The following is a 25222-nucleotide window of genomic DNA, read 5'->3' on the forward strand; positions in this document are numbered from 1 at the left end:
TGGTTTATATCATAATTTTATCAGTCGAAACGATCCGGCCTAAAACCAGCGATTTCAGACTCTATTTTCTGTCCTGCCAATAAATCTGCAACAACTTTCCCATAAGCTGGGCCCAGGCTCAAGCCCATCATCCCACCGCCACCGGCAACAATAGCATTATCAAATTTTTTCAAGCGTCCCAGATAAGGCAATCCATCAGGTGAGCAGGGTCTGTAACCGTACCATATTTTTTCGCTTGGGTAATCGACCTTCAATTCTGGATAATATTTAGGAATAGATTCTACAATTCCACGGACGCGGTTTTCATAAATCCGGTCATTTGCAGGTCCCAATTCCATCGTACCACTGAATCTGATCTGGCCATTCATGGGGGTTACAGCAACACGAGCTTCCAGTAATAATGCCGCATGATTCAAGGTCTGCTCGCCCTGGGGCTGATACATAAAAGAATATCCTTTTCCAGGCATAAGCGGTGTATTTAAATGCAACTTTGAAGTCAGCTGCGGCAAATAAGCACCGCCAGTCAAGACAAAAGCGTCTGCCTGAAAACTTCCTTTATTGCTGATTGCCTCTTTAATCTTATTTCCGGTCGTCATAAATTTATGGACTTCAGTTTCTTCGAAAAAAGCAACACCTGCGGCTTTCAGGTATTGAATCAATTGCTGCATTAACTTGGGTGGATATAGTTTTCCATCGCAGCGATAAAGTATAGCACCCAATACATCTAGCTTCAGATTAGGTTCCAGTTCTTGAACGGTATTTCCTTCGAGGATATCGACATCGAGTCCGAGGTCCTGTGCACGATGCGCCAGCTCAATCTCCTCATGTTGCATTTCTTTCGATTTATACATCATCAGGATACCATTCTGCTTCAGTTCAAAATCAAAATTATCTTCTTGGGCCAGTTCGTCATACAAGCGGCTGCTATAGAGATTCAGGTCACGTATGGCGGAAGCATGTTGCTCCACATGCGTGCGGTTGGCATGTTTTAGGAATTTCAGACCCCAATTGATCAACCGCGGATTGAGCGAAGGCCGTACATAAAAGGGGCTTTTACTATTGAACATCCACTTTATTCCTTGCGCGACTATCCCGGGGGCTGCCAAGGGCGTAAAATGACTGGGGACGATCATGCCTGCATTGCCATAAGAACAATTATTGTCCAAAGTATTTTTTTCCAGGATTTTCACATCCCAACCATCTCTCACCAGGTAATAGGCCGAAGCAAGACCAGCAATTCCAGCACCTATTACAACAACTGTACCTCTATTATTTTCTTTCACGTTGCTCTTTTCTTATTAATGTATTAAATCACCTGAAAACCGCCAAAATAAGGATCTTCATCATCCAAAAAAATGGTATTATATCCTGTTATCCGTGCCCAGCCTTCGATGGACGGCACAATAGCAGGCTTACCATCCACGGTTGTTTCCGCTTCAATTTTGCCGGTAAATTGTGAACCAATATAACTTTCATGTATAAATTCCGTTCCTTTTTTAAGCTTCCCTTTCGCGTACCACTGTGCCATACGCGCCGAAGTACCTGTACCACAAGGAGAACGATCCAAGGCATTATCGCCAACCAGTACGGCGTTGCGTCCGGACGAGTTGGGAAGCGTTGGATTACCTGTCCATTGGATATGTGTCAACCCATGAATATTCGCATCTTCGGGATGAACAAAAGCATATTTTTCGTTGAGCAGTTGACGAATTATTTTCCCATAATGGATCAATTGGCTCGCAGAATAAGAACTGATATCGTCAAAATTAGCCTGGGGATCAATAATACCATAGAAATTGCCACCGTAGGCAACATCTACGCTGATAATTCCTAAATCTGGACAGTCTACCGTTAGCCCTTCAGCATATAAAAAAGACTTGACGTTAGTAAGCTTTACGTTTTTCACCTTAGGACCCTCTTGAACATAATCGATATGTACAAGTCCTGCCGGAGTTTCCAACCTTAATTTTCCGGGAATTTTAGGTTGAACGAGCCCCTCCTCGATGGCAATCGTTACGGTACCGATCGTTCCGTGTCCGCACATAGGCAGACAACCACTGGTCTCAATATAAAGAACGCCGATATCGTTTTGCGGATCAAATGGTGGATAAAGCATACTTCCACTCATCATGTCATGTCCCCTTGGTTCAAACATCAATCCTTTGCGAATCCAGTCGTACTCACGTATAAAATGCAATCTGCGCTCCATCATGGAATTACCCGCTAGCAATGGGGTTCCCCCTGCAACCAATCGTACGGGACAACCACAGGTATGCGAATCAATACAAAAAAAAGTCTTCTTCATTTCTGAGTCCTTGTTGTTTATATGGTCATTTATCTATATTATGCTTTCGTCCATTGTTGATTGACCAGACGATCAATTTGTAATGGGTTTCCGTCTTGTAGCTCTTTAGGTAAAAACTCATTCGGCCAATTCTGGAAGCTAAAAGGTCGGACGAACCGTTTTACCGCATCTGGCCCTACTGAAGTAAAACGAGCATCTGTGGTTGCTGGATAAGGTCCGCCATGCTGCGTGGCATACTGAACCTCTACGCCTGTTGGCATACCTTGGAACAGCAGTCTTCCGCATTTGTCCTGAGCCATTGCAAAAAGAGCCGGGCATTCATGTATGTCCTGCGCCGTGGCAGCGAAAGTCAGGGTAATCTGCCCATCAAGCTGTTGCATGACAAGATTCATCTCATTTTGGTCGTTACAGGATACAATCAGCCCAAAAGGTCCAAAAACCTCTTCCAGCAAGTTGGGATTGTTTAATACCTGACTGGCTTCAGTTTCGACAAGTACAGCCCGGGCAAAATCATGTGGTGTATTACCTTCGCCTTCCCCCAATACGCTGATCCCTTCCGATTGAACCATTTCGCCTTTTAGGCGATTGTAGCTATCCAGAATACCCGCATGTAACATTTTCCCTGTAGCAGCAGATTTTAGTTCGCTCTTTAGGGTCAGTTTGAGCCGATCGAACGGTTCGCCCGCCAAGCCTACCAATACACCCGGATTAGTACAAAACTGCCCTACACCGAGGAGTAATGATCCAATATACTGCTTTGCAAATGCTTCCAGATGATTAGCGAGGTAGTCTTGCAAAATAAAAACCGGATTTACGCTTCCCATTTCAGCAAATACCGGAATAGGTTCAGGTCTCGACTGCCCTAAATCAAACAAGGCTTTTCCGCCACGAAATGAACCTGTGAATGCCACAGCCTTTACCTGTTTATGGCTAACCAACTGTTGCCCAACAGCAAATGAATCTGACAGCACATGATTAAAAACACCAGTCGGAACGCCCTGTTTTGAAACCGCACGATCAATGGCGTCAGCCATTAATTGGGAGGTTTTAAGATGCGCAGGATGAGCCTTTACGATGACTGAACAGCCGGCACCAATGGCACTTGCAGTATCTCCGCCAGCAGTTGAAAAGGCGAAAGGAAAATTACTCGCGCCAAAGACGACCACTGGACCAAGTCCTTTATTATATTTCCTTAAATCAAATTGGCCATTTGGATCCCGATCTATCCGAGCTTCACTGTATAAACCAGTACGAACGGCATCGGCATATCGACGCCATTGATTGACTGTTCTCGCCTTTTCACCCTGCAGTCTTCCCAAAGGTAGTGCCGTTTCCAGATGAGCCGTTTCAATCAATATTTCGCCCAATTCCTCAATTTCAGCGGCAATGGCATACATCAATTCCGCTCGTTCGATGACATCCGTTTGTTGAAGAAACTGAAATCCAGCCTCCGCCTGTTTTACGACGTAATCAATCTCATTTTCGTTTCTATCCATTCCTTTTGTTTTTATGGTAACTAGTATCTTCAAAAATCAATAAAAACCTTCCCTATATTTTCATTCCTTGCGGTTACTCAATATAATAAGAAGGTCCTTTTCGCGTATTTTTACTTGGTTCTAAAAAGAAAATTTCCTGAACTCTCATCCAGAGAGTTCAGAAGCATTCCTATAATTGTGGTCTCGTTGCGATTGAATCTGCAATAATTTTTTTCACACGTTGTTCTTCCTCACCGATCAACGGTAATCTCGGCGCGCGTGTATAAGGTGTTGAAATTCCTTCAGCTGTAGCGGCCAATTTAATGTATTGGACCAATTTAGGATGAATATCCAATTCCAACAAAGGCATAAACCAACGGTATATTTCTACCGCTTTTTTATATTCACCAGCTTTCACAAGATCATACATAACCACTGTTTCTCTTGGGAATGCGTCCACCAATCCAGCGACTAACCCATCAGCCCCTAACATTAAAGACTCGAGCCCCAAGGTATCTACACCGGCCATAATCTTTAATCGATCACCAAAACGATTTTTCAAACGCGTGATATTGGTTAAATCTCGTGTAGATTCTTTCACTGCCTGGATATTTGGTTCCAACAATAGTTCTTCAAACATATCCAACGATACATAAGTACTATAGTCAACTGGGTTATTATAGATTAAAATTGGCAGTTTGGTACTTTGTGCAACAGCACGAAAATAAGCGACAGCTTCTCTATCATCGGCTCTATAGCGCATTGGTGGCAATAACATCAAACCATCGGCTCCCAATTCCTCACTGGTCTGCGCCACTTTGATCGCAGCAGCAGTTGTATTTTCTGCAATATTTAGCAATACGGGTACACGACCACCAACAAGTTTCAACGCATAGGTCAATAAATCATACTTTTCTTCTGTAGTCAAAACACTTGCTTCCCCCAATGATCCAGCGATAATCAAACCGTGAACACCTCCATCCAATTGTGCTTCAATGTTTTTACCAAACATATCAAAATCCAAATTTCCATTTTCATCAAATGGTGATAACATTGCAGGATATATTCCTTCCCATTTAAATTGTGCCATAGCGTATTATTTTAATATTTCTTTATCACAAATCTATCTGGAATAGTACGTTCAGTCTTCTTATGAATTAATCAACACTGACCTAATATTGACCTTTTCTCGTAAATACAACTCACGAGGATTCAAAAGAATGTTTTTTCTAATTTTAAATACAGCTTTATAAATTATCTCGGCAAAACTTCAACGAAGTGCTTTTTATGTTGAGGCTTAATTTAAGGAACTTAAATGTAAATTCAACATTTATAACAAGATTTACACAAAATAGCATGTAAACGATATATCGCTATTCGCTTCAACTTTGGATCGCTATTACGAAACGTACAGCTGCATGTTAAAAATAACAAAGGTTGCACTGTCGGACAGGCAACCTTTGTATCGTATATAATAATTAAAAATGGGTAACTAATCGCGGTTCTCCTTCTTATAAGCGAAGTAAAAAACAATAGGTAGTACTGAAAACGAGAGAATCATACAAATAATCAATCCACCAACAATCATAATCGCCAGGGGTTTTTGAATTTCAGACCCCATACCGTTTGAAAGTGCAGCTGGCAATAAGCCCATCGCCCCCATTAATGCAATCATTAAGATGGGTCTGATCCGGCTTTTGACAGCTTCATAAATAGCAGGTTTCAAGCGCATTTTATTCAACAGATTTTCTTTCATAATCCCGATTAAGACAATACCATCAATCGTGGCTACGCCAAAGAGAATAATAAATCCGATACCGGCCGAAATTCCAAATGTCGTTCCAGTAATCCACAAGGAAATGAATCCACCAATAAAAGCAAAGGCGAGGGTCAGTGAAGAAATCAGCGTATCTTTGACATTACCAAAATTGGCATACAGCAAGAGTAAGATCAAAATCAACGAAATTGGCACAACATTCATCAGTTGTTTTGTTGCCCGTTCCTTGCTTTCGAATTCACCAGCCCAGACGACCTTATAGGATTTGGACAGTTTCACATCTCTTTCTATCTGTTTTTTCGCATCGGCAATTGTGCTTCCCAAATCTCGACCTTCAATATTGAAGCCAACACCAATATAGCGGGAATTCCCTTCTCTGTAAATAAATGCCGGCCCGGTATGATAATCTATTGTTGCGATCTCCCGTAGGGGTACTTTCTGATCATTCATCGTCGGAATAATGATATTTCCGATCTTCTCGGGGTTGTCGCGGTATGATTTTTGGAAGCGCAGGCGAACATCAAAGATCCGCTCATTTTCGTAGAAATGTGTCACAGATTGCCCCCCGATAGTCATTTCGATCACGGACTGCACATCTTTGGTTGAAACGCCATATTTAGCCATTTTTGAATCATGCAGTTGAATGCGGAGTTCTGGCAAACCTATATTTTTAAAAACATTGACATCCGTAATGCCATTGACCTTTTTTAGTGACTCTGCAAACTTATTGGCCTTATTCTCTAAATCTTGTAAGTTTTCACCAAAGATTTTGATAACTAGTGGACTTTTTACCCCGGCCACATACTCCTCCACATTATCCTGAATCGGCTGGCTAAAGCCAAAGTTGATTCCAGGAAAAGTCTGCAGGCTATCCCGCATCTGACTGATCAATTTCTCTTTGGAAAGTTTACGTTTCCACTCCCCCTCGGGCTTCAATTCAATATTAAATTCAATATTAAAAAAGCCTGTTGGATCCGTGCCATCATTGGGACGGCCTGTCTGTGTCATTATAAAGTCGATCTCGTCAAACTGCTTCATCAGTTTTGTTTTCATTGTTTTGGTCAGCTTCACCGATTCTTCCAGGTTGACACTATTGGGTAAGGTTGCGCGAACATAGATTGCACCCTCATTCAATTTTGGAAGAAACTCGGAACCATAATGGCTAAACCGGAACATACAGACGAACAAGACAACCATAAAAATAGACAATGTCCATTTTGGATGGTCAAAAGCCTTTTTAAAACCTTTAAAAATGGCATTACGGCTGACTTTAGTGATCTTATTTTCATCTTCTTTGATGTTCTTTTTTAATAAGTATTTACACATCGCAGGCACATAGGTCAAACTCAGGATCAAGGACCCCAACAAGGCGTAACCGAGCGTAAAGGCTAATGGTGAGAACATTTTTCCTTCCACCTTTTGAAAAGAGAAAATAGGAGTCAGTGCGACAATTAAAATCAATAGTGCAAAAAAGATATACCCTGCAACAGAACCTGCACTTTTTTTTATGATCCCTAGCTTGGAGATTTTATTAAAGCGTTCCGTCCCAAGCCGATGGGCCTCTTTTTCCAAAGAGACAAAAACAGTCTCGACGATTACCAATGTTCCTTCGAGCAAGAGTCCAAAGTCCAACGCCCCCATTGAAATCAGATTGGCCGGCAAACCTTGTATTTTCAATAATATAATCGCAAAGAGGAAAGCCAGTGGAATGACCGAGGCAACAATAAAGGTTGTCTTCCAGTTGTTCAAAAAGATAAAGACAATAATCGAAACCAGAATAACCCCTTCTATCAGGTTTTTGGAAACCGTATGCACGGTATTATTCACCAGTTTAGTACGATCTATAACGGGTTCAATCTTGACATTTTCGGGTAAAATACGTTGGTTTAGCTCTTCGATTTTTGCCTTTAGCCTTGTGACGACAGCCGAAGGATTTTCTCCCCGCAGCATAATGACTATTCCCTGTACAAGATCATCTTCCTGATTGAGTCCCACTTGGCCAAGTCGTGGCTTTGCGCCCAGTTCTATTTCGGCTACATGTTTGACTAGAATCGGTGTATTGCCGACCACCTTGATCAAAATATTACCAATATCGTCGATCTTATCCAATAAACCTACCCCACGAACGACATAGGCTTGATTTCCTTTCTGGATCACATCCCCACCGACGTTGATATTCGAACGCGATACGGCTTCATATACGTCCAGTGGCGACAAGTTATAATTCGCCAGCTCTGTTGGGTTGATCTTTATTTCATAGATCTTTTCCTCCCCCCCAAAACTCACGACGTCCGCCACACCTGGCACCCCCACAAGTTCCCTTTCGATCACCCAATCTTGAATGGCAGAAACTTCTTTAATCGGAAGATTGCTCTTCAGTACATAGCGAAAAATTTCTCCGGTAGCACCCGAAGGTGGTTCGATGGAGCTTTCCGCGCCGTCCGGCAAATCGATGGAACGCATCTTATTACCCGCATACTGCTGGGCATAAAAGTCCTCTACACCATCCTCAAATTGGATCGTTACAACGGATAAGCCAAACAAGGAGATCGAACGAACATCCGTTTTCTTTGGGATGGTATTCATCTCTTTGGTTACCGGTAATGTGACGAACTTCTCGATTTCTTCAGCACTACGTCCCGGCCATTGTGTGATAATCCTGACCCGTGTATTGGTGACGTCGGGGAAAGCTTCAATCGGTGTATGCAGGTAGGCGTATATCCCGCCGAATAATAATGCCAACGTAAAAAATAGGACGACCAAGGAGTGTTTCAATGAAAACGAAACAATATTTTGTACAACTTTCTTCATCCTATCTATTTATCAATTCATCAAATACAATCAGCTCATTCTCTGTCAGCACCTGATCTCCCTCGGCTATTCCTGTTTTGACAAAAGCATAGGTTTCATTCTCAGCAACAATATCCACAGGCTTTACGGACAGATCACAGTCATTTTTGTACAGCACCACGAAATTCTGGTTATTATGCAGAATGATGGCATCTTTGGGAATAGCCAGCATCTGCTGTTCTTGTCCTGAAACAGCTTTTTCCACCAATACATCCACACTCATGCCCGGCTTTAACCTCAGGTCTTTGTTCAACAACTTTACACGCGCCTTGACGACACGTTCTTCAGGATCGAAGAAATTGGCTACCTGATCAATATAGCCATCAAAAGATTCCCCTTTATAGGCTAACGTGGTGATTTTGACAGGCGCACCATTTTTCACAAAAGGTAAATTATTTGCATAAATATTGACCGAAACCCATACTTCATTCAGTTTACTTACTGAAAGTAATTCGGCATCATCACCCACTGTCATACCAGGGCTCACCTTTTTATCAACTATATAACCCGCTTTGGGTGCACGGATGTAAAATAGACCATTTTCTGATGATCCATTGAGCAGGTTCATATTGGCCTTTACATGACGTATTCCGATTTGTGTGGCTTTCAATTCGCTTTCCATCTCTTCTAGTTCCCGTTGGGAAGCCATACCATCTTTCAGTAGACTGCGAAGACTTGCCAATTTACTCTCCACCAAGCGCTTGCTATTCTCCAGCTCACGCAGCTCCTTTCCTAAATCATTGACCGAGGTCCCTTTAAGCGATACGAGAATCTGTCCCTTCTCCACATAATCACCCATCTTGACGGAGACAGACTGCACGATACCGGGTATCGGGCTCTTTAGTGCAGCAAGCTCATCCTGATCGTATTGAATGACCCCATTTAAAGCGATCTGTTCAAATACCGCCCGCTTCTGAATCGAATCAATTTTAATTTGGTTTTTGAAATCTGCGCTAAGGCAAAAACCTTTAGTTGGCGGCGTAACCTGCTCTTCATTTTTCGTTGATTGACAGCTCCACAATAAACATATGGACAGGAGTGTCAGTGGCATTAAAAAGTTCCCTTTCATTAGACAATGTCCTTTCCGATTAAATACGTCAATTCTTCCTTATACTGAAGGTATTTTGCCCTGCGCTCCAATATTGATTCTTTGTTTTCCATGTAATTATTGATAAAGTCTATAAATTCAACGATGGTCAACCGTCGTTCTTGAAAATTGCGGACATAGCGTTCAAGCGCGACATCCAGTTTACGATCAAAGCCTGTATCCATCGTTTTCAAGCTCGATTCGAGATTGCTCAAACGCGCCGAAAGGAACTCGATCTCTCGTTCAATATCGATACGAAATTGTGCGATTTCAACTTTGTTTTTCTCAAGTTCCAGTTGAGCAACTTTGATATTGCCCTGGTTTCGATTAAATAAAGGAAGATCCATAGCAACACCCAGGCCTATAAAATCGCGCATGATATTTCCGCCCCGGTCATAATTCATCGATACTTTGAGATCTGGTGTACGTTCTGCTTTTTCGATTTCCAACTGCGCATTACTTTTCTTCCAGTTATTGTGGATGATTTTATAGTCGCTTCGGCTTTCCAGGGCCATCATTTTCCATTCCTGTTTCGTCCCCAGGAGAAAAAGCGGCATACCTATCGTATCCGAAATGTAAAGTGCAGCCCCCTTATCTCCTAGATAGCTTGCAACTGCATTCATTTTTGCAATTTTTTCCTGCTGGATTTCATTGAGTTTATTCCCAAATGCTATCGACTCACTTTCAATCCTGAGATAGTCCATTTCACTCACATTGCCTTCTTTCCATTGATTTTGAAAGGACTTCGCTAGGGTCTGAAAAATATCGACCTGACTACTGTATAATTGTTCTTTTTCCTGTAAGATCTGTAGTTCGAGGCATTGGCTCCGGAGATCATATTTCAAATTCCGCAATAATTCTTCAAATTGAAGCCGGGCATTCTCTTTTTCCAAAAGCTGCAATTGCACCCTTTTTTTCCGTTTCCCGGCCATTTCGATCGTCTGTTCCAGCTCAACAGCCAGCTGCTGATATTTACCATAATGACCGATCAGCGCAGGAAAGGATTCGCTGCTGGAATTTTTCCAAAGATTGACCTCTGAGATTGAGATCGTTGGATTGGGCCAGAGCTTTGCCTGAAGTACTGCTGCATCAGCCTGTTGTATATGAAAACGTTGTGCCATTAAGCTCAGGTTATGCGCAAGGAACACCTGTTCAATCTCCGATTTTCGTAAACGGCTTTCAACCGCTTCCTGCGAAAATAGTTTGCTACTCAGGCCAAGAAGTAAAAATAATGTAATACGTAGCTTTCTCACTTAATTTTGAATTTCCACAAAACTAACGGACAGAGATTACAGGCAACTTTAGGTTAAATTAAAGTTTAATTAGAAGAGATTAGAAAAGGATTAGAATTTAGGGAATAGCAGTGATACGGTAGTTCCCAGATGGTTCGAGCGAATATCAAAGTCTACGCCCTGATCCTTAAAAACGATTTGCGCAAATGAGAGACCGATGCCGCTACCCTTCACCTGACCGACATTTGATCCACGATAAAAAGTCTGTTTCACTGACTCCAGTTCGGCCTTTGGGATACCGATGCCGTGATCTATAATTTGTAAAGACAGTCTGCCAGCTGCACTGGTCATTCGGATAAGCACTTCTTGCCCATTTGCATATTTCAGTGCGTTTTCGATTAAATTAGAGATCGAAAGGGAGACGAGCATCTTGTTGCCCCGAAAATTAAAGTATTGTGGCTCGTCGACCTCTATATCGACTTTCAGGGGTACGGCAAATGATCTCGAAAATTTAGGTACAAGGTCCCACACGATCTCATCGATACGAAAGGTTTCCAGGGAACGTTTCAGGGCCTGATCTTCGGTCAGTAATAGAAAATTACCAATAAGCTGATTCAGAAAATTCACATGCTCGGTAATGGTTTCGGCCAGTTCACGGTATTCTTCCTCCGTTCTAACTTTTGCGCCGAAGACCTCCATTGAGCCCAGGATACCCGCTAAAGGCGTTCGGAACTCGTGGGAAACATAACTTACAAAGTTCTTTCTGATAATCATATTTTCACTGATCCGACGTAGGAGTGCATTATAACTTTCAATCAGATCCTGGAGTTCATCCTTGGTTTTTATGGCGGTCAAGGGCTCCTGAATGGTACTTAAATCTTTATGCTGAATTTCTTGGATCACTTTACGAATGGGCAGATAAGCATACTTACTCAGCCAGACCGACAACAAGGCAATACTAATCAATGCAATGAGAAAAACAAAGACAAGCGTAATGAGTAAACGGTTCAACTGATGATCAAAATCTGCGCTGGACTCTTTGACAAACACAAAGAAATCGCCCTGATTATCGGGATAATACAAACCAAAATAAAAGCTATCGGCTGTTTTAAAATAAACCGTTTTGTCTGTTTTCAGCTGGTTCAGCAAATCTGTATTAATTTGATTATCAAACCGCATACCACCATAACTCACCTTCCCCGCTGCGTTATAAACGGCTACCATCGCGCGCTTGACCAGACTTTCATATTGATTTTTGGATTCCATGTGCTTTAGCGGGCTCTGTTCGTCCGCTTCAAGGTAATAAATACCGGCTATCTTCGCATTTTTTTCCAGCGAGCTTATCAGATGTCGTTCAGAAGAATTATAAAATATCCAGTAGATGACTAGCGTTGCAAGCCCAAAAATGATGGTGAATACCAAGGTAGAAAAGAGTGTGAGTCGAATCTTTAAATTCATGGTCAGTCCGTTGTGAGCATATAACCTACCCCTTTCACCGTTTTGATAATGGAGGTATCACTCCCCGCATCAATCTTACCTCTTAAATAAGAAACGTATACATCGACAACATTGGTATTATTATCAAAATCAATTCCCCAGACGGCCTGTAAGATCGCTGTTCTTGAAAGGGTTTTATTGCGATTTTCGATCAGATACTTCAACAGTTTAAATTCTTTAGGTGATAGATCGATATTTTTACCATTCTTATGGACTTCATACCGTTCAAGATCCACTTTTAAATCATGAATTTCTACGCAGCTATCCTTTGGTACGTTTTTATAATTGTCGCGGCGTACCAAGGCTTTGATACGGCTAACCAATTCCTTAAAGGAAAAGGGTTTGACAAGAAAATCATCAGCACCACTTTCCAAGGCCTCGACTTTATCTTCAACTTCTCCTAAGGCACTTAAAATCAATATTGGAATATGATTTTTTCGATATCGGATCATCTTCGTAAATTGTATACCATCTATTCCGGGCAACATAATATCAAGTACGACAATGTCCAATGAATCCGCATTGATCCATTCACGTGCCGCTTCCGCAGATTCAACCAAAATGACCTTGTGGCCCATCTCTTCTAGACCTTTAACAACAAAGCTGCTAATACGGCGATCGTCTTCTACTAAAAGTATCTGCATATACTCAGTTTATTTTTATGCGGGATTATAAAAATTACGAATTTCTCTTAGAATTCTACAAGTATACGAATTTACAAATTAATCGTTCGGGTGATCAAGAGCAGTGTCGAGGATAAAAATCTTTGTCTATAACGTTGACGAGTCCATTATGCGGAATTCTCGATTATTCAGGTAAAAAATATTACGTCCAGTATTATTTGTTTATATTTAACCTAACAATTCGGAAAGGAATTAAAATGAACACAGCATTGCTCTCCAATAGAAAAAGAAGTGAAGAGATTACGATTCAATATTTTAACTTTTTAGATCGTCATTTAGCGGAATTGGTTCGTGGAGACAGCATAGATATGATGGAGCTTCAGGATATCGCCAACATACTCTGTGTTTCACAAAAGCATCTTATCAAGATTATACAGGAAACTTCCGGAAATCACCCCTGCTATTTTTATGTACAAAAAATATTAGCTTGTATCAAAGACCTACTCATTAATAGCGATCTGACCATTGCGAAAATTGCACAGATGCTGACATACGACCCGTCCAACTTCACCAAATTTTTTAAAAAATATGAAGGCATGTCGCCATCACAATTTCGTCAATTGAAAAAAGCGAAAAGTTCACCATAAGAGGTTCCTTAACATTTGTGAGATTTGCTATAATCAAAATTTAAATTATTATGGCAAGAAATGATGTAAAAGGAAAAGTTGTCCTTATCGCTGGTGGTGCAAAAAACCTTGGCGGATTGTTAAGTCGGGATTTTGCGGCTCAAGGGGCAAAGCTGGTGATCCATTACAATAGTGAAAATACCAAAGCAGACGCTGAACAAACTCTGGAAGCTGTCAAATCCGCGGGGGCAGAAGCAATATTAGTGCAGGCGGACCTGACAAAAATTGAGCATATCACGAAACTTTTTGATGTCGCAATTGAGCAGTTTGGTGGCGTAGATATCGCCATTAATACGGTCGGTAAAGTATTGAAAAAGCCAATTGTGGATACCACGGTCGAAGAATATGACAGCATGAGTGACATCAATTCAAAAGTTGCTTATTTCTTTATTCGGGAGGCGGGTAAAAAACTGAATGCAAATGGCAAAATCTGTACGATTGTTACCTCATTATTGGCGGCCTATACGGGATTATACTCTACTTATGAAGGACTGAAAGCTCCAGTAGAGCATTTTACGCGAGCTGCTTCAAAAGAATTTGGAGAACGGGGAATTTCGGTTACTGCTGTAGCCCCGGGGCCAATGGATACGCCATTTTTCTATGGACAGGAAAGCGAAGACGCTGTTGCTTACCATAAATCTGCTTCAGCATTAGGTGGGCTAACCGATATAAAAGACATTGCGCCTTTGGTGGAATTCTTGGTCACCGATGGTTGGTGGATAACGGGGCAGACCATTTTTGCCAATGGTGGTTATACAACACGGTAAAACAACAAAGAGAAAGCATCTTGAGAAAGATGCTTTCTTGATAAGCCTATTTCTTTGGATTGATTCGTATATCACAAAAGCTAAGCAACAATAAACAAGCCATGATATTTATTAACTAGAGTTGCTCCAAAAAACGGAGATAGCGCGTGACGCCCTCTTCTACCCATGCGGTAGATGACTCTTTTTCAACTCCATAAAAGACGAAAGGTTTTTGATAATCCGCTTTAACATAATCAAAAGTAATTTCAAAAGGACTTGTTAATTGATCCATGCTATATTTATACTTTCCTGTCTCCCTATACTCCTGCTCGTCTATCCCAGCAGAAATTGCTAATGCAATTTTCTTTCCTTCCAATTTGTAGCCACTGTTCTTACCATAAGCCCATCCATAGGTAAGCACTTCATCCAGCCATTGCTTGAAAAACGGCGGACAATTAAACCAATAAAAGGGAAATTGAAAGACAATTTTATCATATTTCTCTATCATCTGCTGCTCGGCCAAGACATCAATTTTACCATCAGCATAGACTTGGTGCAATTGATGGATGTCATACAACTCAGGTTGATTTTCCAAGGCCTTAACCCAACTTTTATTTACGACGGAAGCAGCAAAATTGGGGTGAATAACGACTATTAATGTTTTCATTTTATTATGTATCTATATATGCACAAGTCACCACATTTAGCCGATTCGTAGCGGCAGTTTTAATAAACGACAGGACTATGATTTAAAAATAGCGACATAATTCCTATTTTGGCTTATCTGTAACCCAATGTTAGGTACTATAAAAAATGTGCGTATGACTAAAATCAAGACGAGCTCCACTAACTTTTCAAATAAAAAGCAACTTGAGCATAATTGCCCCGAAGTTTTTGCCGCTAATGTGATTGGTGGTCAATGGGCTCTAGCCATATGCTGCTATCTCATCAATGGCGCGCTACGTTATTCTGAAATCAAAAAATGTTTACCGGGTATCACTGAACGTATGCTCACCTTACAATTGCGCAAGCTAGAAGATGATAACATTATTAAACGTACTGTATATGCAGAAGTCCCGGCACGTGTACTTTATGAGCTGACTGCACTGGGATATGAACTCAAACCAATTATTCGAGAACTAGGGAAATGGGGAGAGAAGTTACAACAGGTTCAAAAATCTTAGACTTTAGCTGACAGAACTAAAGGTTGTTTTTAGTTCATACATCGTGCTGTTACCAGTAATTGGCCGACATGACGCTGTGCATGCTCTGCAGCGTGGAACAACAAACCAATCAACGTCGTAGGGATCCGTTTTCTACCCAAAAAACGCACTTCAGTCAGGGTGTCCGGATCAATTAACGCCAGTTTTTGCAAAGATTGCTGAATCTGCCGATGTAAGTTTTCTACAAGCGATATCACGCTCAAAGCACTATCTTCTAGACCTTCCTGACGGAGGTCGTCAAATTGTTTATCCGTTAAGGATTTATTTTCGGCATAAGTAAACATGCGATCGATTACTCCACGAATATGTTGCAGGTGAAAACCTATACTGGCGTTGCCACCCGGTTTTGTCCAAAGCTGCGCTGAGGATATTTGTGCGGTATACTTCAAAACATCTTCTTCAACTTGTAAAAGTGCATGCGCAACAGGTTGGAGAAGAGCGGGAACTCCTTCAATAGGTCCACGCATCCATACTTCTAAATTTTCCATGCTTTTAAAATAGCTAAAAGTCTACGCGGATGCTTTTTAAAATCCATAAAGCTACAGCGTTTAAAAAGAATGCAGATAGCAGTCCGTTTCGTCAAAAATACAGTTTACTCCTATAAAAATAGCTACTTCCTATAGCTTGTTTAAAATCGATTCAATTATTTTTTAAAATAAATTTGCATAGTGTAGTAAATACACTTACATTTGTATCATCATAATTTAGGTTTATAATTGGTTATTTAAGGTTTTCATTCTCCCCGTTTGAAAACCTTTTTTTTATAAATGACTGAAAAAATTATAATCTTCCATCATCCTTTATCATCTCATGGAATCGAGAAAAAAGCAGGCCCATCTTCCCAATAATAGTAGGATAGGTTATAAAGGCTTTTCATTTCAAACATAAAAAGGGCAATGTAAACATTGCCCTTTCTTTTATATACCCATTTAATGGCCTTTACATCTTATAATATTGCTCCCAACCTCTTGCTGGTGGAGGTCCGGCTAAGAGTGCGTTGGCAAACTTATCATTGGTCACTTCTTTTGTCTGTGTGTTTAATATCAACTTACTATTCAAGCGTTGTGCAATTACACCCAAGCAAAATACTTGGCTCAGAGGACCTGCAATTTCAAAAGCCGAGCGGGTCTTTTCTTCACCTTTACAACCTTTTAAGAAATTAGCAAAGTGGTTTGACGGTGATTTTGGCACTTCCGGCATCCTAGATTCCATTTCCTTAGCTTTCGCTGCTGGAATAATCTGCAAGGTACTGGCATGTGAGCCACCTTTAAATATCAAATCCTTGCTATAAATAATTTTCCCAGGATTTAGTTTGGCGGGTTCCAATTTCCCTGTACTAGGTGCAGGAATATTGGGATCCAATCCGGATACACCATAGCCTTCGGGTATAGGTGGCAAATTATCCAGTCCATCATACCAATTGATATCGACTGCTGGCATCTTTTTCCTTTTTGGGAAATGAAATTTCAAGGTTGAAGACATGGGAAAAAAATAGGAATTATACCCGTCGAGCTTCACAGCGGACACTTCTGTAGGCAGCCCCAAATCTAAAAATTCATGCGCTGTATCTAATATATGTGCCCCCCAATCGCCCAACGCTCCCATTCCAAAATCATACCAACAGCGCCACTGACCATTCACAAAATCCTTATTATAATTATGGCCAATAGTCTGCATTTGCCAAAGATCCCAATCTAATGTTTCGGGGATCATTTCTGCGGCAGGAAAACCCTTTATATTTACATCCCAGCTATGCCATCTACGCGGCATATTCATGTGCGCATCGATGCGTGTCACATCCTTAATAATGCCGGCATCCTTCCAGGCTTTAAACTGAAAGTAATTTGCTTCGGAGTGCCCTTGATTTCCCATTTGGGTAGCAAGCTTAGGGTTTTTCCGAGCTTTATTTGCCATTAGTTCGACTTCAAGGAATGTTCTCGCCATTGGTTTTTCCACGTAGACATGTTTACCTAAATCCAGTGCAAGCATCGTTATAGCAAAATGCGAAAAATCAGGAGTTCCGACACTTACAGCATCAATCTGATTTCCCATTTTGTCAAACATTACCCTAAAATCCTTAAACTTCGGTGCATCGGGAAACAAACCCAAAATTTCCTGCGTATGTTTCGCACCAAGATCGACATCACATAGCGCAACAATATTACAGAGTCCTGTTTTATAGAGTTCTTTAATGATGTCGGCAGCCCTGTTTCCCAAGCCTACACAGGCTAAGTTGACACGTTCATTTGGTTTGGCCAAATTGACATTCCCCAATACACTATTGGACAGCATAACCGCTCCTGCAGCGATGACGGACTGTTTAACAAAGCTTCTGCGCGATAAATAATGATTCATAAGAGATAGGCTTAATTCGGTGTATTAATTTTTATGCTGCGAAATGAAACACGATCACCATGGTCCTGGAGAAGAATAAAACCTTCTTTCGCTTCGCCAAAGTTTTCCCAATCTTTGTATTTACTGATCTGAACTAAATCTTTAAACGCTTTGGATCCCCGCTCATAAGACAACATCTTAATGCCATTTAAATAGTGTTCAACTTTGTTATCTGCTGTAACAACAACTCGACCTCTATTCCACTCGCCGATCGGTCTGCGCGCGCGATCATCACGATTGGATGTAATGAGATCGTAAAGCGATGCCAAGGTACGATTTCCGTCACGTCCCAACTTCGCGTCAGGGTGTAAAGCATCATCCAGCACTTGATATTCCAAACCAATAGCCGATCCTTTTGATTTTTCTTTTAAAGTCACAAAATACTTAACACCACTATTGGCTCCCGGACTAAGCTTAAATTCAAATGAAAGATCAAACACCGCGTATTTATCTTTTGTGACGATATCGCCACCATTGGTCGATTCACCACCGTCAGATTTTAGCACAGTCATTTGGCCATCCTTAACTTCCCAACCGCGTTCCGGAAATTTATCGCCATGTATACTCCGCCAGCCCTTATTGGTTTTACCGTCAAACAAAAGCTTAACACCCTTCTTCTTTTCGGCGTCAGCCAAGTCGTTTGGCTTCAAGTTCACGATATAAAGATCTTTTGGAAAACCTTTTGATTTAAGGTCGGTTGTTTTTATTTTAATATTCTTAAAGTACACTTTCTTTCCATCCAATTTAGGTGGAATACCATGCACCTGCAACCCGATAAAGCCAGATCTATCGATCGTATCAACGACATAAGCAACAGGAATATCATTGATCCAAGTGCGCAGCTCATCACCAATGGCTTCGATTCGAATATGATTGAATTCCTCTACTTTATAGGCTTTTTTAGCATTTTCATTTAAATCGAGTGGATAAATCCATCCACGACGCGCCTCATCATAGATTCCACCTGTCCAAGCACGGGCAGAGGGGTCTATTTCTACTTGCCTTCCATATACACGTCCGCGTCCATCATTAGCCTTTGGATCAAGATGGCTCCGTGTCTGAATACCTGAGTTTGTTTCATTGCCTTCAAGTTTAACATCCAGCTCCAATATGAAATCACCATATTCTTTTTCAGTGATCAAAAAAGAATTGGGTGTACCTTTTGTCATTCGACCTACGATAGCATCACCTTCAATAGAATAAGGTGCTTTTCCGCCGACAGACTTCCAGCCATTTAGCGTTTTTCCATCAAAAAGGTTCGTCCAACCTTTCTCATTACTCTTATCTGTCTGGGCATACGACATAATAGCATTGCCAACCATCGCTGCCATTAAAACAGATTTAAATAGTGTATTTCTTTTCATTGTAAAATTTAATCTTGAGTCTATTGACCCGGTTTATTTATTCATCATTGGTTCGTCAATTATAACAAGTTAGAGACTATACTAGCGAAAGCCAGGAGACGATACTACATGTAACTTTCTAACCAGACAGACCATATTTACTTATCGGTTATTGATTCAATTGACTTAGTAAAACAATATATCAATTAATATAAGCGAAATGAATCAAATGATCTGATTTATTTACGAAAACGTTTGAAAATACCTATTACTTACCTTCAACCAATAACGGCGTTTTATTTTTCTCTGCACCTGGGTAACCTATATTTTGATTGATAACACCTTTAATATTGGTATTAATCGCATTAGCGGGCACAGGCCATAAGATATGGTGCACACTAATTTTATATTCGGCCCACTTATGTTTTACCCCTTTATTATAGAAATTACTTTTAGCAACCACTCTATCGTACCAGAAATTAACTCCAGTTTGTTTAATGTTCGCATTCGTTCCGCCTGGGCCGCTAATCTGTTTTAAATCATAGACACGACCACCAAAAATTTCGCATGGTTTTCGGGTCTTTGCATAGGTATAGGCAATCCTTACGAGCTCAATATGTCTGTTTTCTTCGTAATACAACTCACGTGCGCGCTCATCTAATAGCTCACCGATATTGATTTCGTCTGCTGTTAGCTGTGATGCACCGGCGCGTTGACGGACTTCGTTAATAGCCATCGCGGCCTGACCAAGATCATTTTTCCAATAGTAACTTTCGGCCAACAATAAATAGACTTCTGCAGAACGGTAAATATACCACGGGGTCTCCCCGCCTTCCCATTGTGTCTGCAATGGATCCGGCACAAATAATTTGTAATGCGGCCAAGAGAACCATAGCCGAATGGAATCCTCCACACTCATTCCCACCGGTTTAACCAGATTTTTTCCATACCAGGGATTGCCCGTCTTTTTTAAGTTGGGCTCATTGTATTTCAAATCTTCCATCTTTCGCCAACTATCCCGGTTAAAGATCCCCCGCAAGTCATTATCTTCTTTGCCAGGCCTCCAAATCTGATTTGTAAAATACCAGGTTGGACGCAATCGTCCTATACCACGACCATAGTTCTTATTTAAATCCAATGAAAGATCAGTTTCATCCGCTGCCAATGATAATCCTGCCCCCGTTTTTCCGTCTGGTGTTTTTATACCGCCGTTGTTCCAAAAAGGAACGCCATTACGCATTGTTCTGATACGATCAGAGCCATCAACTCCAGGATAAGAAACTACATACATTAAACCTTCGGTATTGGCACCATCTAATTTTGCTTCAACACTATGAAGGTCAAACATAAGATTGGTATTTGGTCTACTTTTATTCACCGTAAATCTACTTTTCATAAGTGGATGAATAGCAACAATTTCTTTGCCGATGGCGATTGCCCGATCAAAATCTGCCAAAGCCATACAGACCTTCATCAACAATACACCGCAGGCAGATTTGGAGGTACGTCCACGGTCTACTCTTTCGGGCACCCATTGATAGGCAAATTCCAGGTCTTTTCGTAATTTCTCGAGAATACTCCAACGATCGTAGCTATAGAAATCATATTTCGGTTCATTTATTTCTTTATCAATGAAGGGCACATCACCAAACTGATGCACTAATTTGAAATAACGGTAGGCACGTTGAAAATAAGCTGCTCCTAAAATCGCGTTTTTTTCATTTTCGTCTTTAAAAGTTCCGGCATCTATTCTTGAAATAATAAGATTGGCATATTTTATTCCCTTAAATCCTTCGTACCAATACCACCCCACTTTAGTTCTATCGTTGTGATTGAGATCTGCATCGGGGAGCAGTGCAATATCCATATCCATTTGTGGACCAGCTTTATCTGTTGTCCCCTCTACGGCTACTTCAGATTGGATAATCTCGGTCAGAATGGGCGCAGCATCGCCAAAAAACTCATGCCGCATATTTCTTTCACAGGCCGTTAAAGCGGAGTACATCCCTTGCGCATCGGCTAGCGCAACATCTGGTTCATAGAAAGACAAGGGTTTTGGTTTAAGCCAATCCTTACTGCACGAAAATGTAAAAACAGCCATTGAACCAATACATAAACTATATAATATATTTTTTTTCAACTTCATGATCTAGTGATTAAAGGGTAAAGTTTAAACTTAAATTATATGTGCGGGGGGCTGGGTCGCCAACATCTGCCAATGCATCGCTTTTCCAGCTTCTTTCGGGGTCTCCAAATTTAAAATCTTTTGTCAAGTACGCTACATTTCTAATCGAAGCTGAAATACGAAGCTGTTGGATTTTTAAGGATTGCAAGATAAATTTTGGCAGACTGTAAGAAAGCACCATATTGTCCAAACGCATAAAGGACATGTTGACGTAGTTTGTACCATTATTTTTTGATCCGATACGCGCGTAATCGTTGATCGGATTTTCTGGCGTCCAACGCTGTAGCGCATAGTCGGTACTCCGATCTGCAAAATTACTGTTGTTTGCAGCCTGATTAAAGTCTCCATAATGCCCCCAATTGGAATAAATTAAAAATGAAAAACTCAGCTCTTTATAACGCAATTCATTTCGAAACGACCACCTAAAACGCGGTGTTGTATACCCCTGAAATACACGGTCGGCATCCGTTAAGACCCCATCTCCATTTTGATCTACATATTTAAAATCGCCAGGTTGGTTACCATATTTTGCAGCCATTTCCTCTTCCCCTAGTTGCCAGATTCCATTTCGTTGGTAGGCCCATATCCGGTCGGGATCCTGTCCAATAAACCATCTATTTTTAACATCGTCCGCTTCCTTTTGGCCGCCGACATTTCCTTCACTATCTTTTACATCCACCATATCGCCATACAACTTCACAATTTTTCTCCGGTTCAACATAAAGATCGCCGTCGCATTCCAACTAAAATCGCCCCTATTCATGATGTTACTATTTAAGGTAATATCAAAACCTTTATTGGAGAGCTCACCAAGATTGGCAGCAACACTGCTAAATCCGATAATTTCTGGCAATGCGCGATCTACCAATAAATCCTGGGTTGTTGCCGTATAAAAATCCAGTGCACCACTCAGACGGCCATGGAAGACTGAAAAGTCCAAACCGGCATTATACGAACTTTTACTCTCCCATTTCAAGCCCAAATTGGCCATTCTATTTACGTATAACTGAGACGAAAGATAGAGGTTTCCACTCGCATCAATATAGGGATGTAACCCAGAGGTCATGTCGGAAAGCGCTTCGTAAAGCTCAATATCACGATTACCATTTCTTCCCCAAGAAAGTCGCAGCTTACCATAATCCAACCAGGATTTGGTATTTTTCATAAAACCTTCCGCTGTAAAATCCCAGGCAAAAGCCAGGGCTGGAAAGGTTGCCCTTGGATTTTGAGCGCCAAAGGCTGAATATCCGTCGCGTCGTACAGAAGCAGTCAGCATATAGCGATCTTTAAAGGAATAAAACAAGCGAGCCATTAAGGCATCTCCGGTTTGATATTTGTCTTCGCTTTCGTTCAATGGAATTGTACCGGCCTGTAATCGATGCCAGCCCAGAATATCAGAAGGTACAAACTGAGAAGCTGTGGCCTTGGTTCGCCAAAACTGCCCTTTCTCTGCATTTTGAAGCAATGTTACTTCAAAATTATGTACATCAAAACGCCGCTTCCAACGCAATACATTATCTAACTGCCAATTGTATGTTTTTTCAAATGAGCGTTCGCTACTTCCACCTTTTGCCTTCCACTCGGGATTTTTTGAAGAATCGTGGTTATAATACTCGTGCCAGATAAATGAAGGGGTAAAATTGGATTGCAATTCTATCCCAAACGGCAAAGTAATCACACCGTACAAACTGGAATTCAATGTATTATAATTATTTTTTCGATCTCTAAATTGATTGTCAAAGAATGGGTTTACGGGAGTGACATCGCCTGTCGGCAGTCTTTGATAAATACTAGAAGGATCATCAAGATTATTAGATCCGAAGGGAGAAATCACTGCTGATTGTTTCCAATCGGATTTTAGAAAGCCCTCATTTCGAACGGCGAAATTTGTATTCGCCCCGACTTTTAGATAGGATGTAATTCTAGTTTCGAGATTTAGTCGTGTTCTGAAATTTTTAAACCGACTTCCAACCACTACTCCCTCCCGATCAACATGGTTTAAGGAAAAATAGTAGTTAGTGTTCTCATTACTATTCGATACAGCAACAGCATAATCCTGCTGGATCCCCTTTTGAAAAATCAAATCCTGCCAATCCGTAATCTTATTGTTCATGTAATTTTCAATCTCCGGCGTCTTAAGCTCTAATCGAGAAAGCCAAGACCTGATCAACTGATCCTCTGTTACATTTGTAACGGGGGTCTTTTGATCGTAATTATACCAGTCCAATTGATTGGTTCCATTGAGCAATCTTGGGTCCACGAACATTTCGGGGTGAGCTTTAAGATAGTCGGCTGTCCGACGACCTACTTCAAAGTCATAGCGATATTTCAAAAACTCACCAGCATTCATCACTGCAGGCATACCTGCACTTTCCACTATACCAAAATTTCCATTGAAAGTAATGGACGGTTTTCCTTTTTTACCTCTTTTTGTCGTAATTAAGATAACGCCGTTGGCAGCTTTTGCACCGTATACAGCAGTTGCACTGGCATCTTTTAAAATATCTATTGACTGAATATCATTGGGATTAATATCAGCAAATGTTCCGTCAAAAATAACACCATCCACAACATTTAAGGGGCTACTACCAGCTTTCAATGTTCCCTTTCCCCTTACCTGTAAGCTTGCATCCCCCTTTGCCGAATTTCCCTGTCCAATCACCAATCCAGCTGCATTTCCCCGCAGGAGATCCTGAACTGACCTGGGCGCCTCCTTCTCAAGCTTTTCGGTCTGAACAGAAACGATTGCGCCGGTCACATCTTTCCGCTTGGCGGTTCCGTAGCCAATAACGACAACTTCATCTAGATTCTCTGTAGATTCAGAAAGAGTAATCTCTATTTCCTTACCTACTTCTACCTCAAGTTCTTTGGACAAGTACCCTGTATGGGTAAAACTTAAAGTAACTTTAGCAGTACTACGCTGCAATTTTACACTAAAGCGACCGTAGCTATCTGTTGCAGTACCTGTTGAAGTTCCCTTCACCAAAACGGTGACTTTTTCCAAAAAACGTCCATCATTAGTTTTGACGACGCCCGTTAATTCTCTTCCAGTTCCTTGTGAATGAACGGTTCCTGTCGACAGCAATAGCATACACAAAAAAGAAAAACTAACGAAAATTAAATGATTAAATTTTCTCATAGATTAAGATTTATTGGTTAGTAATAAATAAAACTATAAAAAGGCTAACAACAAGACCTTTTAGTCGTTCATATCAATTGGTTATTATTTAATCAACACAAAACAATAGTATTAATTAAGAAAATACAATCAAATCTTTTTAATTCATTTATTTACGAAAACGTTTGAATGCCTATAAAAATCAAATCACGGCATCCCAACAAAATAAAGAGGATAGATCAAACCTCAGGCTAAAAAATAATATACAGCAAATAAAAAGCCCTTCATAGGCTTTAAAACAAATAAAATTTAAAAATAAATTGAGACAAAAGAGCATAGTTTTGATAAAAAATGACATCTTTTTAAACTATAATTTCACTATATTTTAAATTAAAACAAATTTAAAATAAATTAAATTTAACGAAATAAATAATACAAACTTTACTAAATACAAAACCGACATGACCTAGAATTTTTTTTATGGTCAGGGAAACAAAAGTCACATACATTATGTACGTCAGGTCAAATGAAAGGATCGAAGTTTGGGACAAAACCATATCGTTGATGAGTTAGCCAAAACAGGTCTCCATCATTGGACATTAGAAGTAATTAGATTAATCTCCAATTCTACATGCCCGCCCTTCTCATTAGCTTACTTTTAACATTGCCCCACCTAGGCCG

General features: G+C 40.7%; 18 protein-coding genes. 3 read left to right on the forward strand and 15 right to left on the reverse strand.

From position 1 onward, the window contains the following. Positions 1-20: 20 nt before the first annotated feature. From B3P16_RS22210 to B3P16_RS22250, 9 genes are all read right to left on the reverse strand, one after another. A complete protein-coding gene (locus B3P16_RS22210) occupies positions 21-1283 on the reverse strand; it encodes an NAD(P)/FAD-dependent oxidoreductase (RefSeq protein ID WP_286844362.1) in 1263 nt (420 codons plus the stop codon). A gap of 23 nt (positions 1284-1306) precedes the next feature. Then, positions 1307-2305: a 4-hydroxyproline epimerase gene (locus tag B3P16_RS22215; protein WP_286844363.1), complete on the reverse strand. Its 999-nt coding sequence runs from the start codon at positions 2303-2305 to the stop codon at positions 1307-1309. A gap of 38 nt (positions 2306-2343) precedes the next feature. Continuing rightward, positions 2344-3801, reverse strand: coding sequence for an aldehyde dehydrogenase (NADP(+)) (locus B3P16_RS22220; RefSeq protein ID WP_286844365.1), 1458 nt, complete (start codon positions 3799-3801; stop codon positions 2344-2346). A gap of 169 nt (positions 3802-3970) precedes the next feature. Next, positions 3971-4870: a dihydrodipicolinate synthase family protein gene (locus B3P16_RS22225; RefSeq protein ID WP_070569465.1), complete on the reverse strand. Its 900-nt coding sequence runs from the start codon at positions 4868-4870 to the stop codon at positions 3971-3973. Positions 4871-5272: 402 nt separating this feature from the next. Next, positions 5273-8368 carry an efflux RND transporter permease subunit gene (locus tag B3P16_RS22230; protein WP_286844367.1) on the reverse strand — a complete coding sequence of 1032 codons (3096 nt, stop codon included), beginning with the start codon at positions 8366-8368 and terminating at the stop codon, positions 5273-5275. Between the two features lies 1 nt (position 8369). Beyond that, positions 8370-9476 carry an efflux RND transporter periplasmic adaptor subunit gene (locus B3P16_RS22235; protein ID WP_070569459.1) on the reverse strand — a complete coding sequence of 369 codons (1107 nt, stop codon included), beginning with the start codon at positions 9474-9476 and terminating at the stop codon, positions 8370-8372. Beyond that, positions 9476-10747 (reverse strand): TolC family protein, encoded by a 1272-nt coding sequence (locus B3P16_RS22240; RefSeq protein ID WP_286801512.1) that lies wholly within the window; start codon positions 10745-10747, stop codon positions 9476-9478. The genes B3P16_RS22235 and B3P16_RS22240 overlap by 1 nt, the downstream gene beginning before the upstream one ends. Before the next feature lie 90 nt (positions 10748-10837). Next, complete coding sequence (locus B3P16_RS22245; RefSeq protein ID WP_286801510.1) at positions 10838-12184, reverse strand: sensor histidine kinase; 1347 nt, start codon at positions 12182-12184, stop codon at positions 10838-10840. Between the two features lie 2 nt (positions 12185-12186). Next, positions 12187-12867, reverse strand: coding sequence for a response regulator transcription factor (locus B3P16_RS22250; RefSeq protein ID WP_046675722.1), 681 nt, complete (start codon positions 12865-12867; stop codon positions 12187-12189). 236 nt (positions 12868-13103) lie between these two features. Between B3P16_RS22250 and B3P16_RS22255 the strand changes: the two genes are divergently transcribed. Together B3P16_RS22255 and B3P16_RS22260 are read left to right on the forward strand one after the other, a co-directional pair. Further along, positions 13104-13493: a helix-turn-helix domain-containing protein gene (locus B3P16_RS22255; RefSeq protein ID WP_046675721.1), complete on the forward strand. Its 390-nt coding sequence runs from the start codon at positions 13104-13106 to the stop codon at positions 13491-13493. Between the two features lie 50 nt (positions 13494-13543). Beyond that, positions 13544-14299, forward strand: coding sequence for an SDR family oxidoreductase (locus B3P16_RS22260; RefSeq protein WP_070569450.1), 756 nt, complete (start codon positions 13544-13546; stop codon positions 14297-14299). A 115-nt stretch (positions 14300-14414) separates the two neighbouring features. Here B3P16_RS22260 and B3P16_RS22265 read toward each other — a convergent pair whose 3' ends face one another. Continuing rightward, positions 14415-14945, reverse strand: a complete 531-nt coding sequence (locus B3P16_RS22265) for an NAD(P)H-dependent oxidoreductase (RefSeq protein WP_286844368.1) — start codon at positions 14943-14945, stop codon at positions 14415-14417. A 154-nt stretch (positions 14946-15099) separates the two neighbouring features. Between B3P16_RS22265 and B3P16_RS22270 the strand changes: the two genes are divergently transcribed. Then, positions 15100-15462: a winged helix-turn-helix transcriptional regulator gene (locus B3P16_RS22270; RefSeq protein ID WP_046676349.1), complete on the forward strand. Its 363-nt coding sequence runs from the start codon at positions 15100-15102 to the stop codon at positions 15460-15462. Positions 15463-15491: 29 nt separating this feature from the next. Here B3P16_RS22270 and B3P16_RS22275 read toward each other — a convergent pair whose 3' ends face one another. From B3P16_RS22275 to B3P16_RS22295, 5 genes are all read right to left on the reverse strand, one after another. Then, entirely contained in the window at positions 15492-15968 is a 477-nt protein-coding gene (locus B3P16_RS22275; protein WP_231585329.1) for a DinB family protein, read from the reverse strand. A 472-nt stretch (positions 15969-16440) separates the two neighbouring features. Continuing rightward, a complete protein-coding gene (locus tag B3P16_RS22280) occupies positions 16441-17856 on the reverse strand; it encodes a Gfo/Idh/MocA family protein (protein ID WP_286844370.1) in 1416 nt (471 codons plus the stop codon). A gap of 11 nt (positions 17857-17867) precedes the next feature. Beyond that, positions 17868-19259: a 3-keto-disaccharide hydrolase gene (locus B3P16_RS22285; protein ID WP_286844371.1), complete on the reverse strand. Its 1392-nt coding sequence runs from the start codon at positions 19257-19259 to the stop codon at positions 17868-17870. A 247-nt stretch (positions 19260-19506) separates the two neighbouring features. Next, positions 19507-21384, reverse strand: coding sequence for a RagB/SusD family nutrient uptake outer membrane protein (locus B3P16_RS22290; protein WP_286844372.1), 1878 nt, complete (start codon positions 21382-21384; stop codon positions 19507-19509). Positions 21385-21394: 10 nt separating this feature from the next. Further along, on the reverse strand, positions 21395-24562 hold the full coding sequence (locus B3P16_RS22295) for a SusC/RagA family TonB-linked outer membrane protein (RefSeq protein WP_286844373.1): 3168 nt from the start codon (positions 24560-24562) through the stop codon (positions 21395-21397). Positions 24563-25222: the final 660 nt, after the last annotated feature.

The sequence above is a fragment of the Sphingobacterium sp. UBA7631 genome (assembly GCF_002483935.1).
GTDB classification, from domain to species: Bacteria; Bacteroidota; Bacteroidia; order Sphingobacteriales; family Sphingobacteriaceae; genus Sphingobacterium; species Sphingobacterium multivorum.

Excerpts from the sequence above, each read along its gene's own strand:
- B3P16_RS22215 (WP_286844363.1), bottom strand. The coding sequence starts at position 2,305 with ATGAAGAAGACTTTTTTTTGTATTGATTCGCATACCTGTGGTTGTCCC.
- B3P16_RS22220 (WP_286844365.1), bottom strand. The coding sequence starts at position 3,801 with ATGGATAGAAACGAAAATGAGATTGATTACGTCGTAAAACAGGCGGAG.
- B3P16_RS22225 (WP_070569465.1), bottom strand. The coding sequence starts at position 4,870 with ATGGCACAATTTAAATGGGAAGGAATATATCCTGCAATGTTATCACCA.
- B3P16_RS22230 (WP_286844367.1), bottom strand. The coding sequence starts at position 8,368 with ATGAAGAAAGTTGTACAAAATATTGTTTCGTTTTCATTGAAACACTCC.
- B3P16_RS22235 (WP_070569459.1), bottom strand. The coding sequence starts at position 9,476 with ATGAAAGGGAACTTTTTAATGCCACTGACACTCCTGTCCATATGTTTA.
- B3P16_RS22245 (WP_286801510.1), bottom strand. The coding sequence starts at position 12,184 with ATGAATTTAAAGATTCGACTCACACTCTTTTCTACCTTGGTATTCACC.
- B3P16_RS22250 (WP_046675722.1), bottom strand. The coding sequence starts at position 12,867 with ATGCAGATACTTTTAGTAGAAGACGATCGCCGTATTAGCAGCTTTGTT.
- B3P16_RS22255 (WP_046675721.1), top strand. The coding sequence starts at position 13,104 with ATGAACACAGCATTGCTCTCCAATAGAAAAAGAAGTGAAGAGATTACG.
- B3P16_RS22260 (WP_070569450.1), top strand. The coding sequence starts at position 13,544 with ATGGCAAGAAATGATGTAAAAGGAAAAGTTGTCCTTATCGCTGGTGGT.
- B3P16_RS22265 (WP_286844368.1), bottom strand. The coding sequence starts at position 14,945 with ATGAAAACATTAATAGTCGTTATTCACCCCAATTTTGCTGCTTCCGTC.
- B3P16_RS22270 (WP_046676349.1), top strand. The coding sequence starts at position 15,100 with ATGACTAAAATCAAGACGAGCTCCACTAACTTTTCAAATAAAAAGCAA.
- B3P16_RS22275 (WP_231585329.1), bottom strand. The coding sequence starts at position 15,968 with ATGCGTGGACCTATTGAAGGAGTTCCCGCTCTTCTCCAACCTGTTGCG.
- B3P16_RS22280 (WP_286844370.1), bottom strand. The coding sequence starts at position 17,856 with ATGAATCATTATTTATCGCGCAGAAGCTTTGTTAAACAGTCCGTCATC.
- B3P16_RS22285 (WP_286844371.1), bottom strand. The coding sequence starts at position 19,259 with ATGAAAAGAAATACACTATTTAAATCTGTTTTAATGGCAGCGATGGTT.
- B3P16_RS22290 (WP_286844372.1), bottom strand. The coding sequence starts at position 21,384 with ATGAAGTTGAAAAAAAATATATTATATAGTTTATGTATTGGTTCAATG.
- B3P16_RS22295 (WP_286844373.1), bottom strand. The coding sequence starts at position 24,562 with ATGAGAAAATTTAATCATTTAATTTTCGTTAGTTTTTCTTTTTTGTGT.